Annotated in this window: 18 protein-coding genes; 11 read left to right on the top strand and 7 right to left on the bottom strand. The window is 71.9% G+C overall.

Going from position 1 to position 17543, the window contains the following annotated elements; all coding sequences use genetic code 11:
* Positions 1–21: 21 nt before the first annotated feature.
* Entirely contained in the window at positions 22–1425 is a 1404-nt protein-coding gene (locus ACFVYA_RS14300; RefSeq protein WP_387045067.1) for a GH1 family beta-glucosidase, read from the top strand.
* Positions 1426–1595: 170 nt separating this feature from the next.
* Positions 1596–2219, top strand: coding sequence for a DUF2306 domain-containing protein (locus ACFVYA_RS14295; protein WP_387045121.1), 624 nt, complete (start codon positions 1596–1598; stop codon positions 2217–2219).
* On the opposite strand, the gene ACFVYA_RS14290 is transcribed toward ACFVYA_RS14295, so the two are convergent.
* Entirely contained in the window at positions 2167–3330 is a 1164-nt protein-coding gene (locus ACFVYA_RS14290; protein ID WP_387045066.1) for an acyl-CoA dehydrogenase family protein, read from the bottom strand. The two genes, ACFVYA_RS14295 and ACFVYA_RS14290, sit on opposite strands and share 53 nt — an antisense overlap.
* Entirely contained in the window at positions 3327–5669 is a 2343-nt protein-coding gene (locus ACFVYA_RS14285; RefSeq protein ID WP_387045064.1) for a bifunctional salicylyl-CoA 5-hydroxylase/oxidoreductase, read from the bottom strand. Before ACFVYA_RS14285 ends, ACFVYA_RS14290 begins: the two co-directional genes overlap by 4 nt.
* Positions 5670–5736: 67 nt before the next feature.
* Between ACFVYA_RS14285 and ACFVYA_RS14280 the strand changes: the two genes are divergently transcribed.
* Positions 5737–6132: a RidA family protein gene (locus ACFVYA_RS14280; protein ID WP_387045062.1), complete on the top strand. Its 396-nt coding sequence runs from the start codon at positions 5737–5739 to the stop codon at positions 6130–6132.
* On the opposite strand, the gene ACFVYA_RS14275 is transcribed toward ACFVYA_RS14280, so the two are convergent.
* Positions 6119–6961: a PaaX family transcriptional regulator C-terminal domain-containing protein gene (locus ACFVYA_RS14275; protein ID WP_387045059.1), complete on the bottom strand. Its 843-nt coding sequence runs from the start codon at positions 6959–6961 to the stop codon at positions 6119–6121. The genes ACFVYA_RS14280 and ACFVYA_RS14275 overlap by 14 nt on opposite strands.
* Positions 6962–7013: 52 nt before the next feature.
* Here ACFVYA_RS14275 and ACFVYA_RS14270 point away from each other — a divergent pair, with 52 nt between their 5' ends.
* From ACFVYA_RS14270 to ACFVYA_RS14260, 3 genes are read left to right on the top strand one after another with little or no spacing between them, the layout of a single operon-like run.
* The gene (locus tag ACFVYA_RS14270) at positions 7014–7691 is read left to right on the top strand and encodes a GNAT family N-acetyltransferase (protein ID WP_387045057.1); all 678 of its coding nucleotides are present in this window, start codon (positions 7014–7016) and stop codon (positions 7689–7691) included.
* A gap of 43 nt (positions 7692–7734) precedes the next feature.
* On the top strand, positions 7735–8493 hold the full coding sequence (locus ACFVYA_RS14265) for a hypothetical protein (RefSeq protein ID WP_387045055.1): 759 nt from the start codon (positions 7735–7737) through the stop codon (positions 8491–8493).
* Between the two features lie 36 nt (positions 8494–8529).
* Complete coding sequence (locus tag ACFVYA_RS14260) at positions 8530–8889, top strand: PLDc N-terminal domain-containing protein (RefSeq protein ID WP_387045054.1); 360 nt, start codon at positions 8530–8532, stop codon at positions 8887–8889.
* A gap of 7 nt (positions 8890–8896) precedes the next feature.
* Here ACFVYA_RS14260 and ACFVYA_RS14255 read toward each other — a convergent pair whose 3' ends face one another.
* Positions 8897–9367, bottom strand: a complete 471-nt coding sequence (locus ACFVYA_RS14255) for a MarR family winged helix-turn-helix transcriptional regulator (RefSeq protein ID WP_285986610.1) — start codon at positions 9365–9367, stop codon at positions 8897–8899.
* A 97-nt stretch (positions 9368–9464) separates the two neighbouring features.
* On the opposite strand from ACFVYA_RS14255, the gene ACFVYA_RS14250 reads away from it, so the two are divergent.
* Positions 9465–9887, top strand: coding sequence for a nitroreductase family deazaflavin-dependent oxidoreductase (locus tag ACFVYA_RS14250; RefSeq protein WP_387045052.1), 423 nt, complete (start codon positions 9465–9467; stop codon positions 9885–9887).
* On the opposite strand, the gene ACFVYA_RS14245 is transcribed toward ACFVYA_RS14250, so the two are convergent.
* Positions 9884–11044: an acyltransferase family protein gene (locus ACFVYA_RS14245; protein ID WP_387045050.1), complete on the bottom strand. Its 1161-nt coding sequence runs from the start codon at positions 11042–11044 to the stop codon at positions 9884–9886. The genes ACFVYA_RS14250 and ACFVYA_RS14245 overlap by 4 nt on opposite strands.
* Positions 11045–11133: 89 nt before the next feature.
* Positions 11134–12426 (bottom strand): FAD-binding oxidoreductase, encoded by a 1293-nt coding sequence (locus ACFVYA_RS14240; RefSeq protein WP_387045048.1) that lies wholly within the window; start codon positions 12424–12426, stop codon positions 11134–11136.
* Between the two features lie 90 nt (positions 12427–12516).
* Here ACFVYA_RS14240 and ACFVYA_RS14235 point away from each other — a divergent pair, with 90 nt between their 5' ends.
* Genes ACFVYA_RS14235 through ACFVYA_RS14225 form a run of 3 tightly spaced genes read left to right on the top strand, consistent with a single transcriptional unit; the run spans position 12517 to position 15239 of the window.
* Positions 12517–13401, top strand: a complete 885-nt coding sequence (locus ACFVYA_RS14235; protein WP_387045046.1) for a LysR family transcriptional regulator — start codon at positions 12517–12519, stop codon at positions 13399–13401.
* 46 nt (positions 13402–13447) lie between these two features.
* Complete coding sequence (locus tag ACFVYA_RS14230; protein ID WP_387045045.1) at positions 13448–14251, top strand: oxygenase MpaB family protein; 804 nt, start codon at positions 13448–13450, stop codon at positions 14249–14251.
* A gap of 31 nt (positions 14252–14282) precedes the next feature.
* On the top strand, positions 14283–15239 hold the full coding sequence (locus ACFVYA_RS14225; protein WP_387045044.1) for a DNA polymerase domain-containing protein: 957 nt from the start codon (positions 14283–14285) through the stop codon (positions 15237–15239).
* 488 nt (positions 15240–15727) lie between these two features.
* Here the strand turns inward: ACFVYA_RS14225 and ACFVYA_RS14220 are convergent, their stop codons facing one another.
* Positions 15728–16498 carry a CDP-alcohol phosphatidyltransferase family protein gene (locus ACFVYA_RS14220; RefSeq protein ID WP_387045042.1) on the bottom strand — a complete coding sequence of 257 codons (771 nt, stop codon included), beginning with the start codon at positions 16496–16498 and terminating at the stop codon, positions 15728–15730.
* Positions 16499–16565: 67 nt separating this feature from the next.
* Here ACFVYA_RS14220 and ACFVYA_RS14215 point away from each other — a divergent pair, with 67 nt between their 5' ends.
* The gene (locus ACFVYA_RS14215; RefSeq protein ID WP_387045040.1) at positions 16566–17528 is read left to right on the top strand and encodes a zinc-binding alcohol dehydrogenase; all 963 of its coding nucleotides are present in this window, start codon (positions 16566–16568) and stop codon (positions 17526–17528) included.
* Positions 17529–17543 lie beyond the last annotated feature (15 nt).

The following is a 17543-nucleotide window of genomic DNA, read 5'->3' as shown; positions in this document are numbered from 1 at the left end:
TACCTCTGGAGGAGAGCCGCCTTGACCGAGACCACCGCCGCGACCGCCGAGCAGCAGGCGCTGATCGACACCCTGCCGCCGGACTTCCGCTGGGGCGTGGCCACCGCCGCGTACCAGATCGAAGGCGCGGTCTCCGAGGACGGGAGGACACCGTCCATCTGGGACACCTTCTGCCAGGTGCCGTGGGCGATCGACAACAACGACACCGGTGACGTGGCGTGCGACCACTACCACCGGATGCCGTCGGACATCGAGCTGGTCCGCGAGCTGGGCGCGGACACGTACCGGTTTTCCGTGGCGTGGCCCCGGGTCCAGCCGCGCGGCCGCGGCGGCGTCAACGAGGCGGGCATGGGGTTCTACGACCGGCTCGTCGACGAGACGCTGAGCCGCGGGATCACGCCGTGGCTGACGCTGTACCACTGGGACCTCCCGCAGGAGCTCGAGGACGCGGGCGGCTGGCCGGCGCGCGACACGGCGTACCGGTTCGCGGACTACGCGATGCTGGTGTTCGACCGGTTGAAGGACCGGGTCCGGCATTGGACGACGCTGAACGAGCCGTGGTGCTCGGCGATGCACGGGTACGTCCACGGCGTGATGGCGCCCGGCCGGCGTGACTACGCGGCCGGGATGCACGCGGTGCACCACCTGCTGCTCGGCCACGGTCTCGCGGTGCAGCGGATGCGGGAGGCAGCTCCGGCGGACACGCAGTTCGGCATCACGCTCAACATGTGCACGGCCGACCCGGCGACGGACTCCCCGGAGGACGTCCGCGCGGCCCGCCAGGCGGACGGCCTCGGCGTCCGCATCTACCTGGACCCGCTGGTGCGCGGCGAGTACCCGGCGGACGTGGTCGACGACCTGGCCGACCGCGGCGTCAAGCTCCCGATCCAGGACGGCGACCTGTCGATCATCTCCACCCCGCTGGACTTCCTGGGCGTGAACTACTACTTCGGCCAGCAGTTCTCGGGGGTGGACGAGAACGGCTCTCCGGTGGACGCGGACGGGGCCCCGGCATCCCGGGCGGTCCCGTTCGGCGAGCCGACCACGGCGATGGGCTGGGAGATCCTGCCGGGCAAGTTCACGGAGCTGCTGACGCGGCTGGGCCGCGATTACCCGGGCCTGCCGATGTACATCACGGAGAACGGCTCGGCCTTCGACGACGACCCGGACTCGACGGGCTTCGTCCGCGACGACTCGCGCACGGCCTACCTGGCGTCGCACATCGCCGCGGTGGCGGCGGCCCGCAACGCGGGTGCCGACGTCCGGGGGTACTTCGCGTGGTCCCTGCTGGACAACTTCGAGTGGGCGTACGGCTACGCGAAGCGGTTCGGGCTGATCCGGGTGGACTACGAGACGCAAGCGCGGACGATCAAGCAGAGCGGCTACTTCTACCGCGACACCGTCCGGCGGGTGCGCGGCAGCTGAACGGCGGTGGGGTGAGCCCCACCACGGTGGTGGTGGCTCACCCCATGGCTCGTCCCGGGGGCCTTCCCTACCTTCGAGGTAGCCGACCCCGGGGGGTAGCCGTGACCGTTCAGACCGAAGTGAGACCCGTCCCTGCCGGAACGACGCCGAAGTGGTGGCGGCGGCCCTGGGTGGCGCCGCTCGCCCTGGTGGTCGCCGTCTTCCTCGCCTATTCCGTGCCGCCGTACCTCACGCTCGATCCCGCGCAGTCACGTGTGCCCGCGCCCGTCGGGTTCGCCGCGCACTACTGGTTCCTCGTCGCGCACATCACCTTCGGGACCATTGCCATCGTCGGCGTCATCCTGCAGGTCTGGCCGTGGCTGCGGCGGACGCACCCGGTCGCGCACCGGCGGATCGGGCGGGTCTACGTCTTCGCCGGCGCGATTCCCGCCGCCCTGATGGCGGTCACCATCGGCGCGGTGAGCCCGTTCGGGCCGGTCGTCGCCGCGATCGATGTCGTGGCCGGGCTGCTGTGGCTCGGTTTCACCGTCGCCGGCTGGCGGGCGGTCCGGCAGCGGCGGTTCGCCGACCACCGGAAGTGGATGGTCCGCAGCTTCGCGATGACCATGCACACCCTGCTGACGCGGGCTCTCTCGCCGCTCGGGTTCCTGGTCGTCATGCCCCGGGTCGAAGACAAGACGGAACTGATCCTGAGCGCCGCCACGGTTTCCGGCGTGCTGAGCGTGCTGACGTTGCTGCTGCTCAGCCAGTGGTGGCTCGACCGGAAGCCGAAGAAGCCAGCCATCGCGCGATGATCGTCCGCTGGATCTCCGACGCGCCTTCGTAGATGCGGGGCGCCCGGACCTCCCGGTACAGGTGCTCCAGCAGGTGCCCGCGCCGCAGTGCGCGGGCGCCGTGGAGCTGGACCGCCGAGTCGACGACGAACTGCGCCGCCTCGGTGGCGAACAGCTTCGCCATCGCCGCCCGGCCGCCGAGGTTCACCTCGCCCGCGTCGTACGCGCCCGCCGCCGCGTAGACCAGCAGCCGGGCCGCTTCGGTGCGGGTGGCCATCTCGGCCAGCGCGTGCGCCACCGCCTGCTGCTTGATCAACGGCCCGCCGAAGGCCTCGCGCGAGCTCGTGTGGGACACCGTGGCGTCCAGCGCCGCCTGGGCCATGCCGACGGCGAACGCGCCGACGCTCGGGCGGAACAGGTCCAGCGTCCGCATCGCCACGGCAAACCCGCGGTTCTCCTCGCCGAGCAGCTCCTCGCGCCGGACCTCGACGCCGTCGAACGTCACCGTGCCGATCGGGTGCGGGCTGACCAGGTCCAGGTGCTCGCCACCCAGGCCCGGGCGGTCGGCGGGGACGACGAACGCGCTCACCCCGCGCGAGCCCGCGCCCGGCGTCGTCCGGGCGAACACCGTGTAGAAGTCGGCTTCCGGTGCGTTCGAGATCCACATCTTTTCGCCCGTGAGGCGCCAGCCGTCGCCGTCGGCCTCGGCCGCGAGGGACAGCGCCGCCGCGTCCGAGCCGGCGTCCGGTTCCGTCAGCGCGAACGCCGCCACCGCGTCGCCGGCCGCCACCGCGGGCAGCCACTTCGCGACTTGTTCGTCCTGTCCGGACTGGAGGATCGGGTAACTTCCCAGGCCCTGCAACGCCAGCGCGGTCTCGGCTTCCGTGCTGACCGTGGCGAGGTTCTCGCGCAGGATGCACAGGTCCGTCGCGGCCGCCTGCCTCGACGGCGTGCCCGACGCGACGCCGGGGAAGAGCCGCGCGAGCAAGCCGAGCGCCCCCATCGCCTTGAGCAGCGGGCGGTTGACCGCACCTTCCACACCGGACTCGGCGATCGGCCGCAGCTGCTCCTCGGCCAGCCGTCGCACCTCCGCGGCGAACGCCTGCTGGGCGGGGTTCAGGGCGAAGGTCATGAGGAAGCTCCCGGTCGCCAGCGGGCATGGGCGGTGCCGGCCGGACCGGACCGGACGAGGTCGAGCCGCGGCTCCGGCCCGTCGGAGCGGCCCGTCTGCGGCTTGCGGCTGCCCGCCGCGAACGGCTTCGGCCACGGCATCGGATAACCCTGTTCGGCGGCCGCGTGCAGCGTCCACTGTGGATCGTACAGGTGCGTCCGGCCCAGTGCGCAGAGGTCCGCGCGCCCGGCCAGGATCAGCGAATTGACGTCGTCGTAGGATGAAATGGCCCCGACGGCGATCACCGCGATCCCGTACTCCTCGCCGATTTCGTTGCGGATCCGGTCGGCGTAGGGCGTCTGGTAGCTGCGGCCGTACTGCGGGCGTTCCTCGCTGACGACCTGCCCGGTCGAGACATCGATGCCCGCGGCGCCGTGGGCGGCGAACGCCCGCGCGATCTCGACGGCGTCGTCGGCGTCGATGCCGCCTTCGCACCAGTCCGTTGCCGAGATCCGGACGGTCATCGGCCGCTCCGCCGGCCACGCGGCGCGGACCGCGTCGAAGACTTCCAGGGGGAAGCGCAGCCGGTTCTCGAGCGAGCCGCCGTACTCGTCGTCTCGCCGGTTGGTCAGCGGCGAGAGGAACGAGGACAGCAGGTAGCCGTGCGCGCAGTGCAGTTCGAGGACGTCGAACCCGGCGCGGGCCGCCGCGCGAGCGCACTCGGCGAACTGCTCGCGGATCTCCACGAGATCCGCTGTGGACAGTTCACGCGGGACCTGGTTGCGCTCGGAATACGGCAGCGGCGAAGGTGCGCAGACTTCCCAGTTGCCGGACGGGAGCGGCTCGTCGATGCCGTCCCACATCAGCTTCGTCGAACCCTTGCGCCCGGAGTGTCCCAATTGGACGCCGATCCGGGCCGGTGTCTGCCCGTGCACGAAGTCGACGATCCGCTTCCACGCCGCTTCCTGTTCCGGCGTGTACAGCCCGCCGCAGCCGGGCGTGATCCGGCCTTCGGGGGAGACGCAGACCATCTCCGTCATCACCAGCCCGGCGCCGCCGAGGGCCTTGCTGCCCAGGTGCACCAGGTGGAAGTCGCCCGGCACGCCGTTCTCCGCCGAGTACATGTCCATCGGGGACACGATGATCCGGTTCGGCAGCTCCAGTTCGCCGAGCCGGAACGGCTGGAACATCGGCGGCCGCGACGTCGTCCCGAGCGAGCGCGCGAACCAGTGGTCGAGCTCGGCCGCGAACTCGGGGTCGCGCAGGCGGAGGTTGTCGTAGGTGACGCGGCGGCTGCGGGTGAGGATGTTGAACGCGAACTGCGGCGGTTCCTGGTGGGCGTACTGCGCGATGTTTTCGAACCACTCCAGGCTGGCCTGCGCGGCGCGTTGCGTCGACGTGACGACCGGCCGCCGTTCCAGCTCGTACGCCTTGAGCGCTTCCGCGACGCCGTCGTTTTCGTGCAGGCACGCGGCCAGGGCGAGCGCGTCCTCCATCGCCAGCTTCGTGCCGGAGCCGATCGAGAAGTGCGCGGTGTGCGCGGCGTCGCCGAGCAGGACGACGTTCTCGTGCACCCAGGTCTCGCAGCGGACCGTCCCGAACGAGACCCACTTCGAGTTGTTCGCCATGACCTGGTGGCCGTCGAGGACGTCGGCGCACAGTTCGCGGATCAGCGCGATCGACTTCTCGTCGCTCTCGCCGGGCTTCAGCGAGGTCGCCGCGATCGGCCCGAACGTCCGCTGCCAGACGTCCTCCTGCACCTCGAGGATGAACGTGCTGCCCTCGCGGCCGTACGGGTAGCCGTGGATCTGCATGATCCCGGCCGGCGTCTCGAGGACGTAGAACTTGAAGGCGTCGAACACCAGGTCCGTGCCCAGCCAGATGTACCGGCACCGGCGCGTCTCGACGCTCGGCCGGAACGTCCCGGCGTACCGCGCGCGCATCGCCGAGTTGACGCCGTCGGCCGCGATGACCAGGTCGTAGCCCGAAAGGTCGGCCGGCGCCTCCTCCCGGAAGTGCAGCCCGACGCCGAGTTCGCCGCAGCGGCTCTGGAGGATGCCGAGCAGGCGCTTGCGGCTCATCGCGGCGAAGCCGTGGCCGCCCGAGGTGGTGACCGTGCGGCGGTAGTGGACGTCGATGTCGTCCCAGCGGGCGAATTCGGCCTTCATCGCCTCGTGCACGGCCGCGTCGGCGTGCTCGATGCCGCCGAGCGTCTCGTCGGAGAACACCACGCCGAAGCCGAAGGTGTCGTCCGGCGCGTTGCGCTCCCAGACGGTGATTTCGTGGGCGGGCCCGAGCTGTTTCGCGAGCGCGGCGAAGTACAGACCCGCCGGGCCGCCACCGATGACCGCGATTCGCACGCCGTCCAGGGTATGTCGTGGTGACTACGACCGTCAATAACGCGAAAGATGGCGTACCGTGTCCGGCATGGAACGCATCAACCCGCCGGAGCTGGGCAAGCCGTCCGGGTTCTCGCACGCGGTGGTGGCGGAGGGGCGCGTCGTCTTCCTCGCCGGCCAGACGGCGCTGGACGCGTCGAACAAGATCGCCGGCAACGGCGTGGTCGAGCAGTTCGAACGCGCGCTCGGCAACCTGCTGGCGTCGCTGCGCGCGGCCGGCGGCACGCCGGCGGACCTCTGCAGCGTGACGATCTACATCGTCGACATGGTCGATTACCAGGCCCACGCCCGCGAAATCGGCGCGGTCTGGCGACGCCTCGCGGGCACGGAGTACCCGGCGATGGCAGGCATCGGCGTGTCCCGGCTGTGGGACGAGGAGGCGCTGGTGGAGGTCCAGGGGTTCGCCGTGCTCAGCCGAAGTTGATCGCCTTCGCGACGAACGCGCGGGCCGGCGTCTCCAGTTGCGCGTGCAGCTTGAAGAACAGCTCGGCCGCGCGGATTCCGGACCAGCCGGCGGGCAGGAACTCCGCGGGCAGGCCCGGGTCGAGGTAGGGCATCCGGCGCCAGCCGGTCAGCACGCGGACGTAGTCGGCGAAAGCCTGCTCGTCGGTCACGGACTTGCGGCGCAGTGCGGGGCCGTGCTCGTCGAGGAACGTCGTGTACAGCTCGTCCAAGCGGTCGAGGTCCCACCAGTCGCGGACCTTGGCCGCGACGTCGCCGAAGGCCAGGTGGTCGGCTCGGAACAGGTCCGCGTAGCCGGCCAGGCCGAGCCGGGTGAGCGCTTCCTCGGTCGCCGCGTGGAGGTGGGCCGGGGCTATCCAGACGCCGGAGGCCGCGGTGCCGAAGCCCATCCGGGCGAGCTGGGTGCGCAGCAGGTGGCGCTTGTGGCGCTCGGTCTCGGGCACCGAAAACACCGCCAGCAGCCAGCCGTCGGCCGCGGTCGCGCGCCCGCGGCGGAAGATCCGCTCGTCGCCCTCGCGCAGGATCTCCCGGGCTTCGTCGGACAGTTCGTACCCGGCCGTCGCGTCGCGCCGCACCGCTTCGAGGATTCCGCGGCGCTTCAGCCGGGAGATCGACGAGCGCACCGCGGGCTCGTCGACGCCGACGGCGGCGAGCAGGTCGATCAGCGAGGCGACCGAGAGCCACCCGCCTTCGGTGCGCGAATACAGGCCGTACACCGTCACGATGAGCTGGCGAGGCTGGGCGGACCGGCCGGAGCCGTCCAGTTCGGTTGCCTCGGGTACGGCCGTCATCGCGCCACGATAGCAACTCCCGCCCGGATCGCTCCGCTACGATTTCGCCGCGATGCTGCCAGCCACCAAGGGGATCTTCGACCGGCTCACCCGCCGCGGCCGCCTGATGACCAAGCGGACCTGCGACCGGCAGGGCCACGTGCTGCGCAGCGGGCGCTTCCTCTTCCGCACCCCGACCGCGTGGGAATACGCCGCGGCCGTGGCCGGGGGCAGTGATCCGGCCGCGCAGCGGTGGCTCGGCTGGCAGCGCGACTCGATCGTCGCCGAACCGGTGCGCGCGGACGCGCTGCGGGTCGTGCCCGGCACCGGTCCGGACTGGACGTCACCCGATCTGCAGTCCGTCGACCTGGTGATGATCGACGTCGAGGCCAACCGCTGCGCCGGCCTGGTGAGCGTGCACACCGGCGAGGACGGCGGCCCGGAGACCGGCGGCTACCTCGCCCCGGGCTACCGCGGCCGCGGCCACGGGCGGGTGCTCTTCGCGGCCGGGCTGACGCTGGCGCACGATCACCTCGGCCTGGCGCGGGTGCGGGCCGGCGCGGAAGTCGGCAACGTCGCCAGCGCGCGGTCGCTGCAGGCCGCCGGGCTCGCCCGGGTGGCCGGGCCGCCGACGTACCGGCTGCCGGACGGCCGGATCACCGAGGCGTGGTGGTTCCAGCACGACGTCCCGCGCCCGACGCGCTGCCGTGGGCCTCAGGCGACGTGGTTTCCGGCGCGCTCGCTGCTCTGAAACTTCGGTCCTCGCCGACGTTTTCCGTGGCTACCTTCGCCGCATGACTTCGCTTTCCGCTCCGGTTCCGCCCGTGCCCCTCGACGTCGCGCCGGGGAGCGTCGCCTGGTTGCGCGCGTCCGTGGCCCGCTTCAGCAACGGTGCCGACCACGTCCGGCGGCGGGCGCCGGCCGTGGACGCGCTCGCTTCGGTCGACGCGGATTCCCTGCGCGAGAAGGCTTTTCTCCGCACTCGCGGGATCATGTCCGGCCTCGGTGTCGTCGACGTGATGGCCGAGATCGCGCGGCCGGTGCCGGTCGGGGTGCTCGCCGAGGCGCTGGGCCTGCCGGACGTCTCGGCCGACGTCGTCCCGGTCGCGGAGGCGTACCACCCGCACGTGGAGCCGGGCGAGGCCGCCGAAGCGGCGTTGGCGCGGCTGGTCGCGGTCTGCGGCGGGCCGACCGAACTCGCGGCGGCCCGGATCGGCCTGCTCGTCCAGGCCTGCGACGCCACCGCGGGCCTCATCGGAAACGGGCTTTTCGCTTCGCTGACCGGAAAACCCGCCGAGCAGCCGGTGCTTGCCACGCGCCGCCGGATCGGCGGGGAGGACGTCACGGTGTCCCTCGCCGGGACGCCGTTCGGGGCCGGGCCGCGCGCGTGCCCGGGGTCGCGGCACGCCCTCGCTCTCTCCGCCGGCGTTCTCGAGGCGTTGCGGGGTTTTCGCCTGACAGAAGGGGAAACGACCTGGGTTTCGGCGCCGAATCTCCGGATGCCCGCGGTGCTGAGGGTGACCCGCGGTCGAACCGCCGACGGGTTCTGCTAAGACTTACCGCGTCCATTCCTGGGGGAAGGCGGGGAATTGCTGTACTTCGACGGCCTGCTCGGCATCGTCACGTTCGGGTTGTGGATCTTCTGCTTGGTCGACGTGATCACGACGGACGAATCGTCCTGCCGCAACCTGCCGAAGGGGTTGTGGTTGCTGCTCGTGCTGGTGGTGCCGCTGGTCGGCTCGATCATCTGGCTGGTGGCGGGCCGTCCGGAGCAGGTGGCGCGGGCGCGCGGGCGGTACGAGCGGCACGCGCCGGCGTTTCCGGAGTACGACCGGCCGGGCCGGTTCGCGGCGACGAGCCCGGAGGACGACGAGGAATTCCTCCGCAAGTGCCGGGAACGCGCGGAGGCCCAGCGCAAGCTGGCCCGCGAAAAGCGCGGCGAGGAATAACGCGCGGTCAGCAGCTGGAGTTCGGGCCGTCGCAGGTGCCGCGTTCGTAGGCTTCCAGCGTCGCGATCACCAGCTGCCGCTGGGCGGGGGTCAGCGGCGTCAGCGCGTCGCTCCAGGCCTTCGCGCCGCGGGCCAGCCAGGCGTCGACCGCCGGGCGCTTGTCCGGGGTGATGCTGACGATCGTGCGGCGGCGGTCGGCGGGGTCCTCTTCGCGGTTCAGCACGCCCTGCCGGCTGAGGTCCCCGACCATCAGGCTCGCCGTCGTCGGCGCCACCTGGAGGCGGGTGGCCAGCTCGGTGACCGTCATCGGGCCGTCGAAGAGCAGGTACGACAACAGCGAAAGGTGCCTCGGCGCCAGCGCGCAGCCGTCCAGCTCCGCCGGCACCGGGGTGCGCTTCGCCCGGCCGACCAGGCGCGGCATGAGCAGCAGGAGCTGCCGCACGCCGTCCTCGACACTCGGTCCGGCCTCCGTTGACACCACTCACCTCGCATCGGTAGCTTTGCTTGCAAAGCAAACTCTTCGCCCGAGCGTACTCGCGCCCGGTCGAGCGTACCGGCCAGAAACAGGGGATCCCATGACCGCGCCAGCCGACATGAACGACTTCAACAAGCAGGTCGTAGCGGAATTCCGCGCCAACGAAGGCAAGGTGGGCAACTACTTCGAGGGCAAGAACGTGCTCTTGCTCACCACCACCGGCGCGAAGAGCGGAGCGGAGCGCCTGTCCCCGCTCGTCTACACCCGGGACGGCGACCGCTACGTCGTCGCCGCGTCCATGGGCGGCGCGCCGAAGAACCCGGCCTGGTACCACAACCTGGTCGCCAACCCGAAGGTCACGGTCGAGGTCGGCACCGAGAAGTTCGAGGCCACGGCCACGGTGATCGCCGACCGCGCCGAGCGCGACCGCCTGTACGCGGGCATGGTGGCGCACGCCGAGGGCTTCGCGGAGTACGAGACGAAGACCGACCGGGTCATCCCGATCGTGGTCCTCGAGCGCTAGGAACCCACCGGTGCGGGCTCGGCGCGCGTCTCGGCAGGACGTCCGGTTTCCTGCCGTTCCGCGCGCCGGGCTTCCTTGCGGGCGATGAGCTGCTTGCCGACGTCGATCAACGGCTTCTCGACCCAGCGGTGGATCAGGTCCGCGATCGCCAGGCCGACCAGGAACACCGTCAGCGCCGAGACCGTCCGGTGCGTCCCGAGCCCGGGCACCGCCTGCACGACCGCGAAGTGCACGGGCCCCTGGAGCAGGTACAGCGAGTACGACCGCTCGCCGACGAACCGCATCGGGGCCGTGCTGAGCAGCCACCGCAGCGGGCCCGGGCTCACCAGCACGATCAGCAGGAGCATCGTCAGCGCGGCGTACGCGACCAGCAGCCACAGGTTGTTGCGGGTCTCGTGCCAGAGGTCGTCGAAGTTCGTGTGCAGCAGCGCGAACGCCCCGACGATCGGGATCGCCGCCAGCGGGTGCGTCAGCGGCTTCAGCAGCGCGTACCCGCGGCGGTAGTGCAGCAGGATCGCCAGCAGGCAGCCGCCCGCCAGGATGAAGTAGTGGATCGTCGAGCGGTAGATCGCCGTCTGCGAGTACTCGAGGACCCAGCCGCCGGTGGTCAGCGGGACCAGCGCCAGCAGCGCGACCATCGCCACGCCGACCAGCAGGAACTTGCGCTTCGCCGCCCCGATCCCGATCGCGACCAGCAGGAACGGCCAGACCAGGTAGAACTTTTCTTCGATCCCGAGCGTCCACGAGCCGCTGAAGAAGTTGTCCGCGCCGTGGGTGGCCGCCGGCAGGAATTCGTTGAGGAACGTCAGGTAGTACTTCAGCGCCTGCGGGAAGTCTCGTGAGTGGAACTCGCCGCGCAGGACGACGAACGCGACGATCCCGCCGAGGATCACCAGGTACGGCGGCAGGATCCGGAACACGCGCCGGATGTAGAAGTTCGACAGCGAGATCCGGCCGGTGCGGTCCTGCTCACGCAGCAGCAGCGTCGTGATCAGGAACCCGGAGAGCACGAAGAAGAGGTAGACGCCGACCCAGCCCGACAGCCACGTCCACTTCGGCCCGCCGAAGTGGAAGAAGATGACCATCGTCGCGGCGAGCGCGCGCAGGCCGTCGAGCCCCGGGAACCGCCGCATGCCGAGGTATTCCTCGTGGCTCATCGTGCGCAAGGCGGTTCCCCTATCGATGCGGTGGCCGGCCGAGTATATGGCTACGATTTACGGTCCTTTTCCCCCGGCCGGTTCGCGTATCACCAGGCCCGGAAGACGTTCCCGGCGTCGTACCGGCGCTTCAGCTCCCGGAGCCGCCGCAGGTCGGCGGCCGGAAAGACGCTTTCCGCGACCTCCTCCGGCGCGTGCTCCCCGTAGACGAACGGCAGGAGACGGCCGGTCGTCCACGGCGCCAGCGCGTCGAACAGCTTCGCGTGCGCGCGCCGGACGGCCGCGACCCCGCCGTCGCCGACCATCGACAGCGCCCGGACGACGAACTCGGCCGATCGGTCCCAGCCGGGACCCGGCGTCTCCGGCGTCCGGGCGAGTGCGCCGCCCAGCCGGTCGATGATGAGCACGGGCGGCGCGGCCGCGCCCGGGCCGGCGTGCTCGACGACCGCGTCGAGCATCGCGTCGTTCAGCTGGGACACGGTCGCGTTGGTGCCGTGGTAGCCGTGCGGCTGCCGCGGCTCGGCCGCGATCGACCCCGACTCGGTGAACGGCATCGGCCGCAGCGTGTCCGCCAGTGCCGGGGCGACCGCCCGCAGCGGCGCGACGAGGTCGTCGCCGTCCTCGCCGAGGTAGGCGATCCGGACCTGGGCGACGTGCCGGCCGCGCACGGGTTCGGGCACCATCGGCAGGTCGGGGTACTGGATCATGGCCAGTGACGTCGTCAGCGTGTCCGGCGCGGCCGCCGACCACGTCCGCCAGGCCCGCAACGCGGCCGGCACGTCGGCGCTGTCGAAGGTCAGGCTGCCGCCGTAGAGGTCGCTGACCGGCATGAGGTCGAACTCGATCGCCGTCACGACGCCGAAGCCGGCGCGGCCGCCGCGCAGCGCCCAGAACAGGTCCGAGCCCGGCTCGGCCCGCCGGAGCTCGCCGTCGGCGGTCACGACGTCGAGGGCGCGGACGTGGTCGGCGGCGCGGCCGTACCGGCGGGCCATCAGCCCGAAGCCGCCGCTGAGCGTGTAGCCGACGACGCCGACGTCCGGGGACGAGCCGCTGAGCGGCGCCAAGCCGTGCCGGCCGGCGGCTTCGACCACCGCCTCCCACCGGACCCCGGCTTCGACGCGGGCGGTGCGGGCGTCGGCGTCGATCTCGACGCCGGTCATCCGCCGGGTGCTGATCAGGACGCCGTGGGTGCCCGCGGTCAGGCCGTGCCCGGTGGCCTGGACCGCGACGGGCAGCCGGTGCTCGGCCGCGTACCGCACGGCGGCGGCGACGTCCTTGGCGCTTTCGGCGGCGACGACGGCCGCGGGCGAGGTGGGCACCGCCGTCTGGAATCCGGCGGTTTCTTCGGCGTAGCCGTCCTGACCGGGGTGGAGGAGATTCATTTCGAGTCCTTTCCTTCGCTGCCTCCAGCTTCGAGCGAACTCGATCAGAAGTCCAAGATCTGGTTTTTCTACTGGCTAGAATCAGTGCTTATGGAACTGCATCAGCTCGCGTACTTCGTCGCCGTCGCGGAGGAAGGCAACTTCACGCGCGCGGCGGAGCGGCTGCACGTCGCCCAGCCGGGGGTGAGCGCGCAGGTCAAGCGCCTGGAGCGGGAGCTGGGGCAGGAGCTGCTGGACCGGTCCGGGCGGACGGTCCGGCTCACCGACGTCGGCGCCGCGGCCCTGCCGCACGCCCGGGCCGCGCTCGCGGCGGTGCAGGGCGTGCGCGAAGCCGTCGAGGAGCTCGCCGGGCTGGTCCGCGGGCAGGTCGCGATCGGCGCGGTGACGTCGGCGGGCCCGGTCCGGCTGCCCGACCTGCTGGCCGGCTTCCACGAGCGGTACCCGGCGGTCGAGATCACGTTGTCGGAGGCGAACTCCGACACCATGCTGGCCGCGCTGCGCGAGGGACGGCTCGACCTCGCCGTCGTCGGCCTCGCGACCGGCCCGCCACCCGGCATCGCGACGCAGGTGCTGCTCGACGAGCCGTTCCTGGCCGTCACCGCGCCGTCCGGTCCGCTGGCCGGCCGCGACGAGGTCGAGATCCCCGACCTCGACGGCCTGCCGCTGATGGCGCTGCCCAAGGGGACGGGCCTGCGCACGGCGTTGGACGCCGCCTTCGCCCGGGTGGGGCGCACGCCGCGGATCGCGTTCGAGGCGGCCGACCCGAACGTCCTGGTGCAGCTGGCGACGCGGGGGCTCGGGGTGGCGATCGTGCCGGAGTCGCTGGGGCGGTACCACCAGGCGCAGCTGCAGGTCGTCGGGATCCGCGGGCCGGGACTGCGGGGCGTGCTCGCGCTGGCGTGGCGGACGGAGGGGCCGTTGAGCCCGGCCGCACGCGCGTTGATCGCGTTCGCCCGGGCGGCCTACCGCTCTTGACACGTCGTCAACACCGGCGTTCCCTGGAGATCCAGGAGGTGCGCCGATGCCCGAAACCGCCCTTCGCGACGCTGTCATCGGCGCCGGGCTGCTGGCCGGCAGCGCGAACGTGATCATGCAGCTGTCCCGCGCGCCCGTCGGGCACGGCGTCCTGGAGAGCCGGGTCGACAGCGGCAACCTCTTCCGCCACCCGGTGAAGCGGACCCGGACCACGCTGACCTACCTCGCGGTCGCGACGATGGGCACCGACGCCGAGCGCGCGGCCTTCCGGAAGGGCGTCAACCGGGCCCATTCGCAGGTGCACTCGACCGCGTCGAGCCCGGTCGCCTACGACGCGTTCGACACCGACCTCCAGCTGTGGGTCGCGGCCTGCCTGTACAAGGGCATCGAAGACGTCCTCCTCGCCTTCGCCGGTGGTGAGCCGGAGCGGTTCTACGCCGACGCGGCCGCCCTCGGGACCACGCTGCAAGTGCCTCCCGAAAGGTGGCCCGGCGACCGGGCGGCCTTCGAGGAGTACTGGGCAGGCGGGCTGGCCGAGGTGCACATCGACGACGCCGTCCGCCGCTACCTCACCCGGATCGTCGACCTGGAGTTCCTGCCGCGGGTCTTCGCCGTGCCCGGACGGCGGTTCCACCGGTTCGTCACCACCGGGTTCCTCCCGCAGCGCTTCCGCGACGAAATGCGGCTGCCCTGGACCGCCGCCGACCAGCGCCGCTTCGAGGCGCTCCTCGCCGCGCTCGGCCTGGTCGTCCGCGTGCTGCCCGGTCCGCTGCGGCGGTTCCCCTTCAACGTCTGCCTCCGGGATCTCCGGTGGCGGTTGCGCACCGGCCGCCCGCTCGTCGGGAGTTGACCGCCTCGCGCGGGAACGCGAGGGTGGGCCGATGAGTGGCGATGAAGAGCGGCACGGCGTCAAGCTGAGCAGTCTCGACCAGGAGGTCTTCCCCGACGCGGGGGTCACCAAGCGCGAGCTGCTCGACTACCTCGAGGCGGTGTCCGGCCGGATGCTGCCGGAGCTGCACGACCGGCTGCTGAGCGTCGTGCGGGTGCTGCGGGGCCAGGGGCCGTTCATGCAGAAGAACCTGCCGAAGTACACACCGGAGTGGGTGGCGCGCCGGGCGCTGTGGGCCGACCGCTCGCGGCGCGAAGTCGTCTACGCGCTCTGCAACGACCTGCGCACGCTGCTCTGGTTCGGCAACCAGCGCGCGGTCGAGTACCACACGACGCTGTTCCGCGGTGAGCCCGCGAGCGGGCCGACACACTTGATCCTCGACCTCGACCCGCCCGCGGACGCCCCGTTTTCGCTGGCCGTGGGGGCCGCGAAACTGGTGCGGGAGGCGTTGCGCAAGGACGGCCTCGACGGCGCGGTGAAGACCAGCGGCTCCAAGGGCGTCCACGTCTTCGTACCGCTCGCGCCCGGGCAGCCGACGGAGGACATCGCGGCGGCGACCCGCGCGGTGGCGGCCCGGGCCGAGCGGATCGACCCGGCCCTGGGCACGACGGAGTTCGTGGTCGAGCGCCGCGAAGGCAAGGTGTTCCTGGATTCGACGCGGGCCGGCGGCGCGACGGTCGTCTCGGTCTACAGCCCGCGCCACCGCCCGGGCGCGCCGGTGTCGTTCCCGGTCCGCTGGGCCGACCTCGGCGACGTCAAGCCGGCCGACTTCACCGTGCACACGGTCCCGGACCTGCTGGGTGCGGGCGACCCGTGGACCGGGGAGATGCCCGAGCCGTTCGTGCTCCCCGCGGACCTGGTCGAGGAGGGCCACACGATCCCGATCGCCCGGGTGGTCGCGATGCACGAGGGCAAGCGCCGCGCCCGCGCGGCCCGCGAGTCCGGCTGACCAAGCGCCCCGAGGGGGCCTTGGTTGCTCCCTCCATGCCCCGCCACCACCTCAACGCCGATCCGCACCCACCGGGGCGCGGTCGTGGTCTTGCCGGCGCAAAGCCGGCCCGGGCGGGCAGGAACTGGTGGTGCCGGCCGTGCTGCGCCACAACCCGCGGTCGGCCCCCATCGGCGGCGGGCATGGTGTCCGGGTCGCGACGGTGAGGCGCTGGGTGCTGGAGGTCATCGGGCCTGCTCACCGCCCGCACGGCACGACTGAACCGTGTCCTGCGCCGCCTGGCCGCCCGGGCGGGGCGGCGGTGCTGGTCGAGAGCACCCTGATCCGCACCGGCCGGGCGCACCGCGCCAACTACAGCGGCAAGCACCACGGCCTGGTCGCACTCGCCCTCACCGACGAAGACGGCCGTTGGTGTGGGGCTCGGCAGTCCAGTCCGGCCCGCACCAACCAGGATGAATCAGCCCCATCGGGCGCAGGAGACCGGAGGATCAGGCGGCCTGGTTGTGGCCGGGCCAGGCGTGGCCCAGCGGCCGGCGCAGGGACGAGCGGGTGATCGCGACGATCCGGGCCGGCCGGTGCGAGACCGCGACGCGGTGGCGGGCCAGCCAGACGACGTCCCGGCCGAACGACCACGCCAGCGCGGTCAGGGCGACCGCGACCGCGCCGAACGTCACCGACGTCGGCAGCAGCTCCGAGACCGCGACCACCAGGACGACCCCCTGCACGGCCGCGACCGTCTTGCGCGCCATGCTCGGGTACAGCGGCGCGGTCAGCCAGGGCATGGTCCACGAGGCGGCGACGAACACGTACCGCATCAGGCCGATCGCCAGCACCCACAGCCCGAGCGTGCGGGACACCTGGATGCAGAGCAGCAAGATCAAGAACGCGTCGACCTCCATGTCGAAGCGCGCGCCGAACTCCGACGCCGTTCCGGTGCGGCGGGCCACCTGGCCGTCGAGACCGTCCAGGAGCAGCGCGACACCGACCAGCCCGACCAGCCACCCGAGGGAAAAATCACCCTCGGCGATGAGCGCCGCGGCGCAGCCGACGAGGATCGCGCGGGCGAAGGTGATCCAGTCCGCGGGCCCGAAGGCGCCGCGGCCGCTGCGGCGCAGCCCCCACTCGGTGAGCAGCACCAGCGCAAGGCTGTAGACGACTCCGGTCGCCCAGGCGAGCGGCGGGAAACCGCCCCCGAAGACCCCCGCGGCGAGCACCGGCGCCGGAACCACCGCACGCAGGAGAAGGTCCTGTTTGATCATCGTCGACTCCGCGAATTGCTCATAGGGTGGCGACACCAGCCTCCGGTCGCCTGCTGAGGAGAAACACGTGGAACAGGCTTTCTGGGTTCAAAGTCCCGGCTCGGGACAGCTGCGCGAGGAGCGGCTGCCCACGCCCGGACCGGACGACGTGCTCGTCCGCACGCTGTGCTCCGGGGTGAGCCGCGGCACCGAAACCCTCGTCTTCCGCGGCGGCGTCCCGGCGAGCCAGCACGACGTCATGCGCGCCCCCTTCCAGGAGGGCGAGTTCCCCGGCCCGGTCAAGTACGGCTACCTCAACGTCGGCGTCGTCGAACAGGGCCCGGCGCACCTCGAGGGCAAGACGGTCTTCTGCCTCTACCCGCACCAGACCGCGTACGTCGTCCCGGCGACCGCGGTGACGCCGGTGCCGGATGCCGTCCCGCCCGGGCGCGCGATCCTGGCCGGAACGGTGGAGACGGCCGTGAACGCCGTGTGGGACGCGCGCCCGCGGCTCGGCGACCGGATCGCCGTCATCGGCGCCGGGATGGTCGGCTGCAGCGTCGCGAAGCTGCTCACCGGCTTCCCGGCCGCGCGGGTGCAGCTGATCGACGTCGATCCGGCCAAAGCGGACATCGCCGCCGCGCTCGGGGTCGAGTTCTCGACGCCGGAGGAGGCGCTCGGCGACTGCGACCTCGTCGTGCACGCGAGCGCCAGCGAGGCCGGGCTCGCCCGGGCGCTGGAGCTGCTCGCGCCGGAAGGGGAGGTCGTCGAGCTGTCGTGGTACGGCGACCGGCGGGTCAGCGTCCCGCTCGGCGAGAACTTCCACTCGCGACGCCTGGTGATCCGCAGCAGCCAGGTCGGGACGGTCGCGCGGCCCGATCGCAGCTACGCCCAGCGCCTCGGCGTCGCGCTGGATCTGCTGGCCGATCCGGCGTTCGAAGCGCTGGTCAGCGGCGAGTGCATGTTTAAGGATCTTCCTTCCGTGCTACCCCGCCTGGTCACCGATGAACTTTCCGCCCTGTGCCTCCGTGTCATGTATCAGCCGCATTGACCACGTCCACCCGAA

It is taken from the genome of Amycolatopsis sp. NPDC058278, from assembly GCF_042881395.1.
Lineage (GTDB): Bacteria > Actinomycetota > Actinomycetes > Mycobacteriales > Pseudonocardiaceae > Amycolatopsis.
Note: the sequence above shows the minus strand (reverse complement) of the source record. Positions and strands in the feature narration are given on the sequence as shown.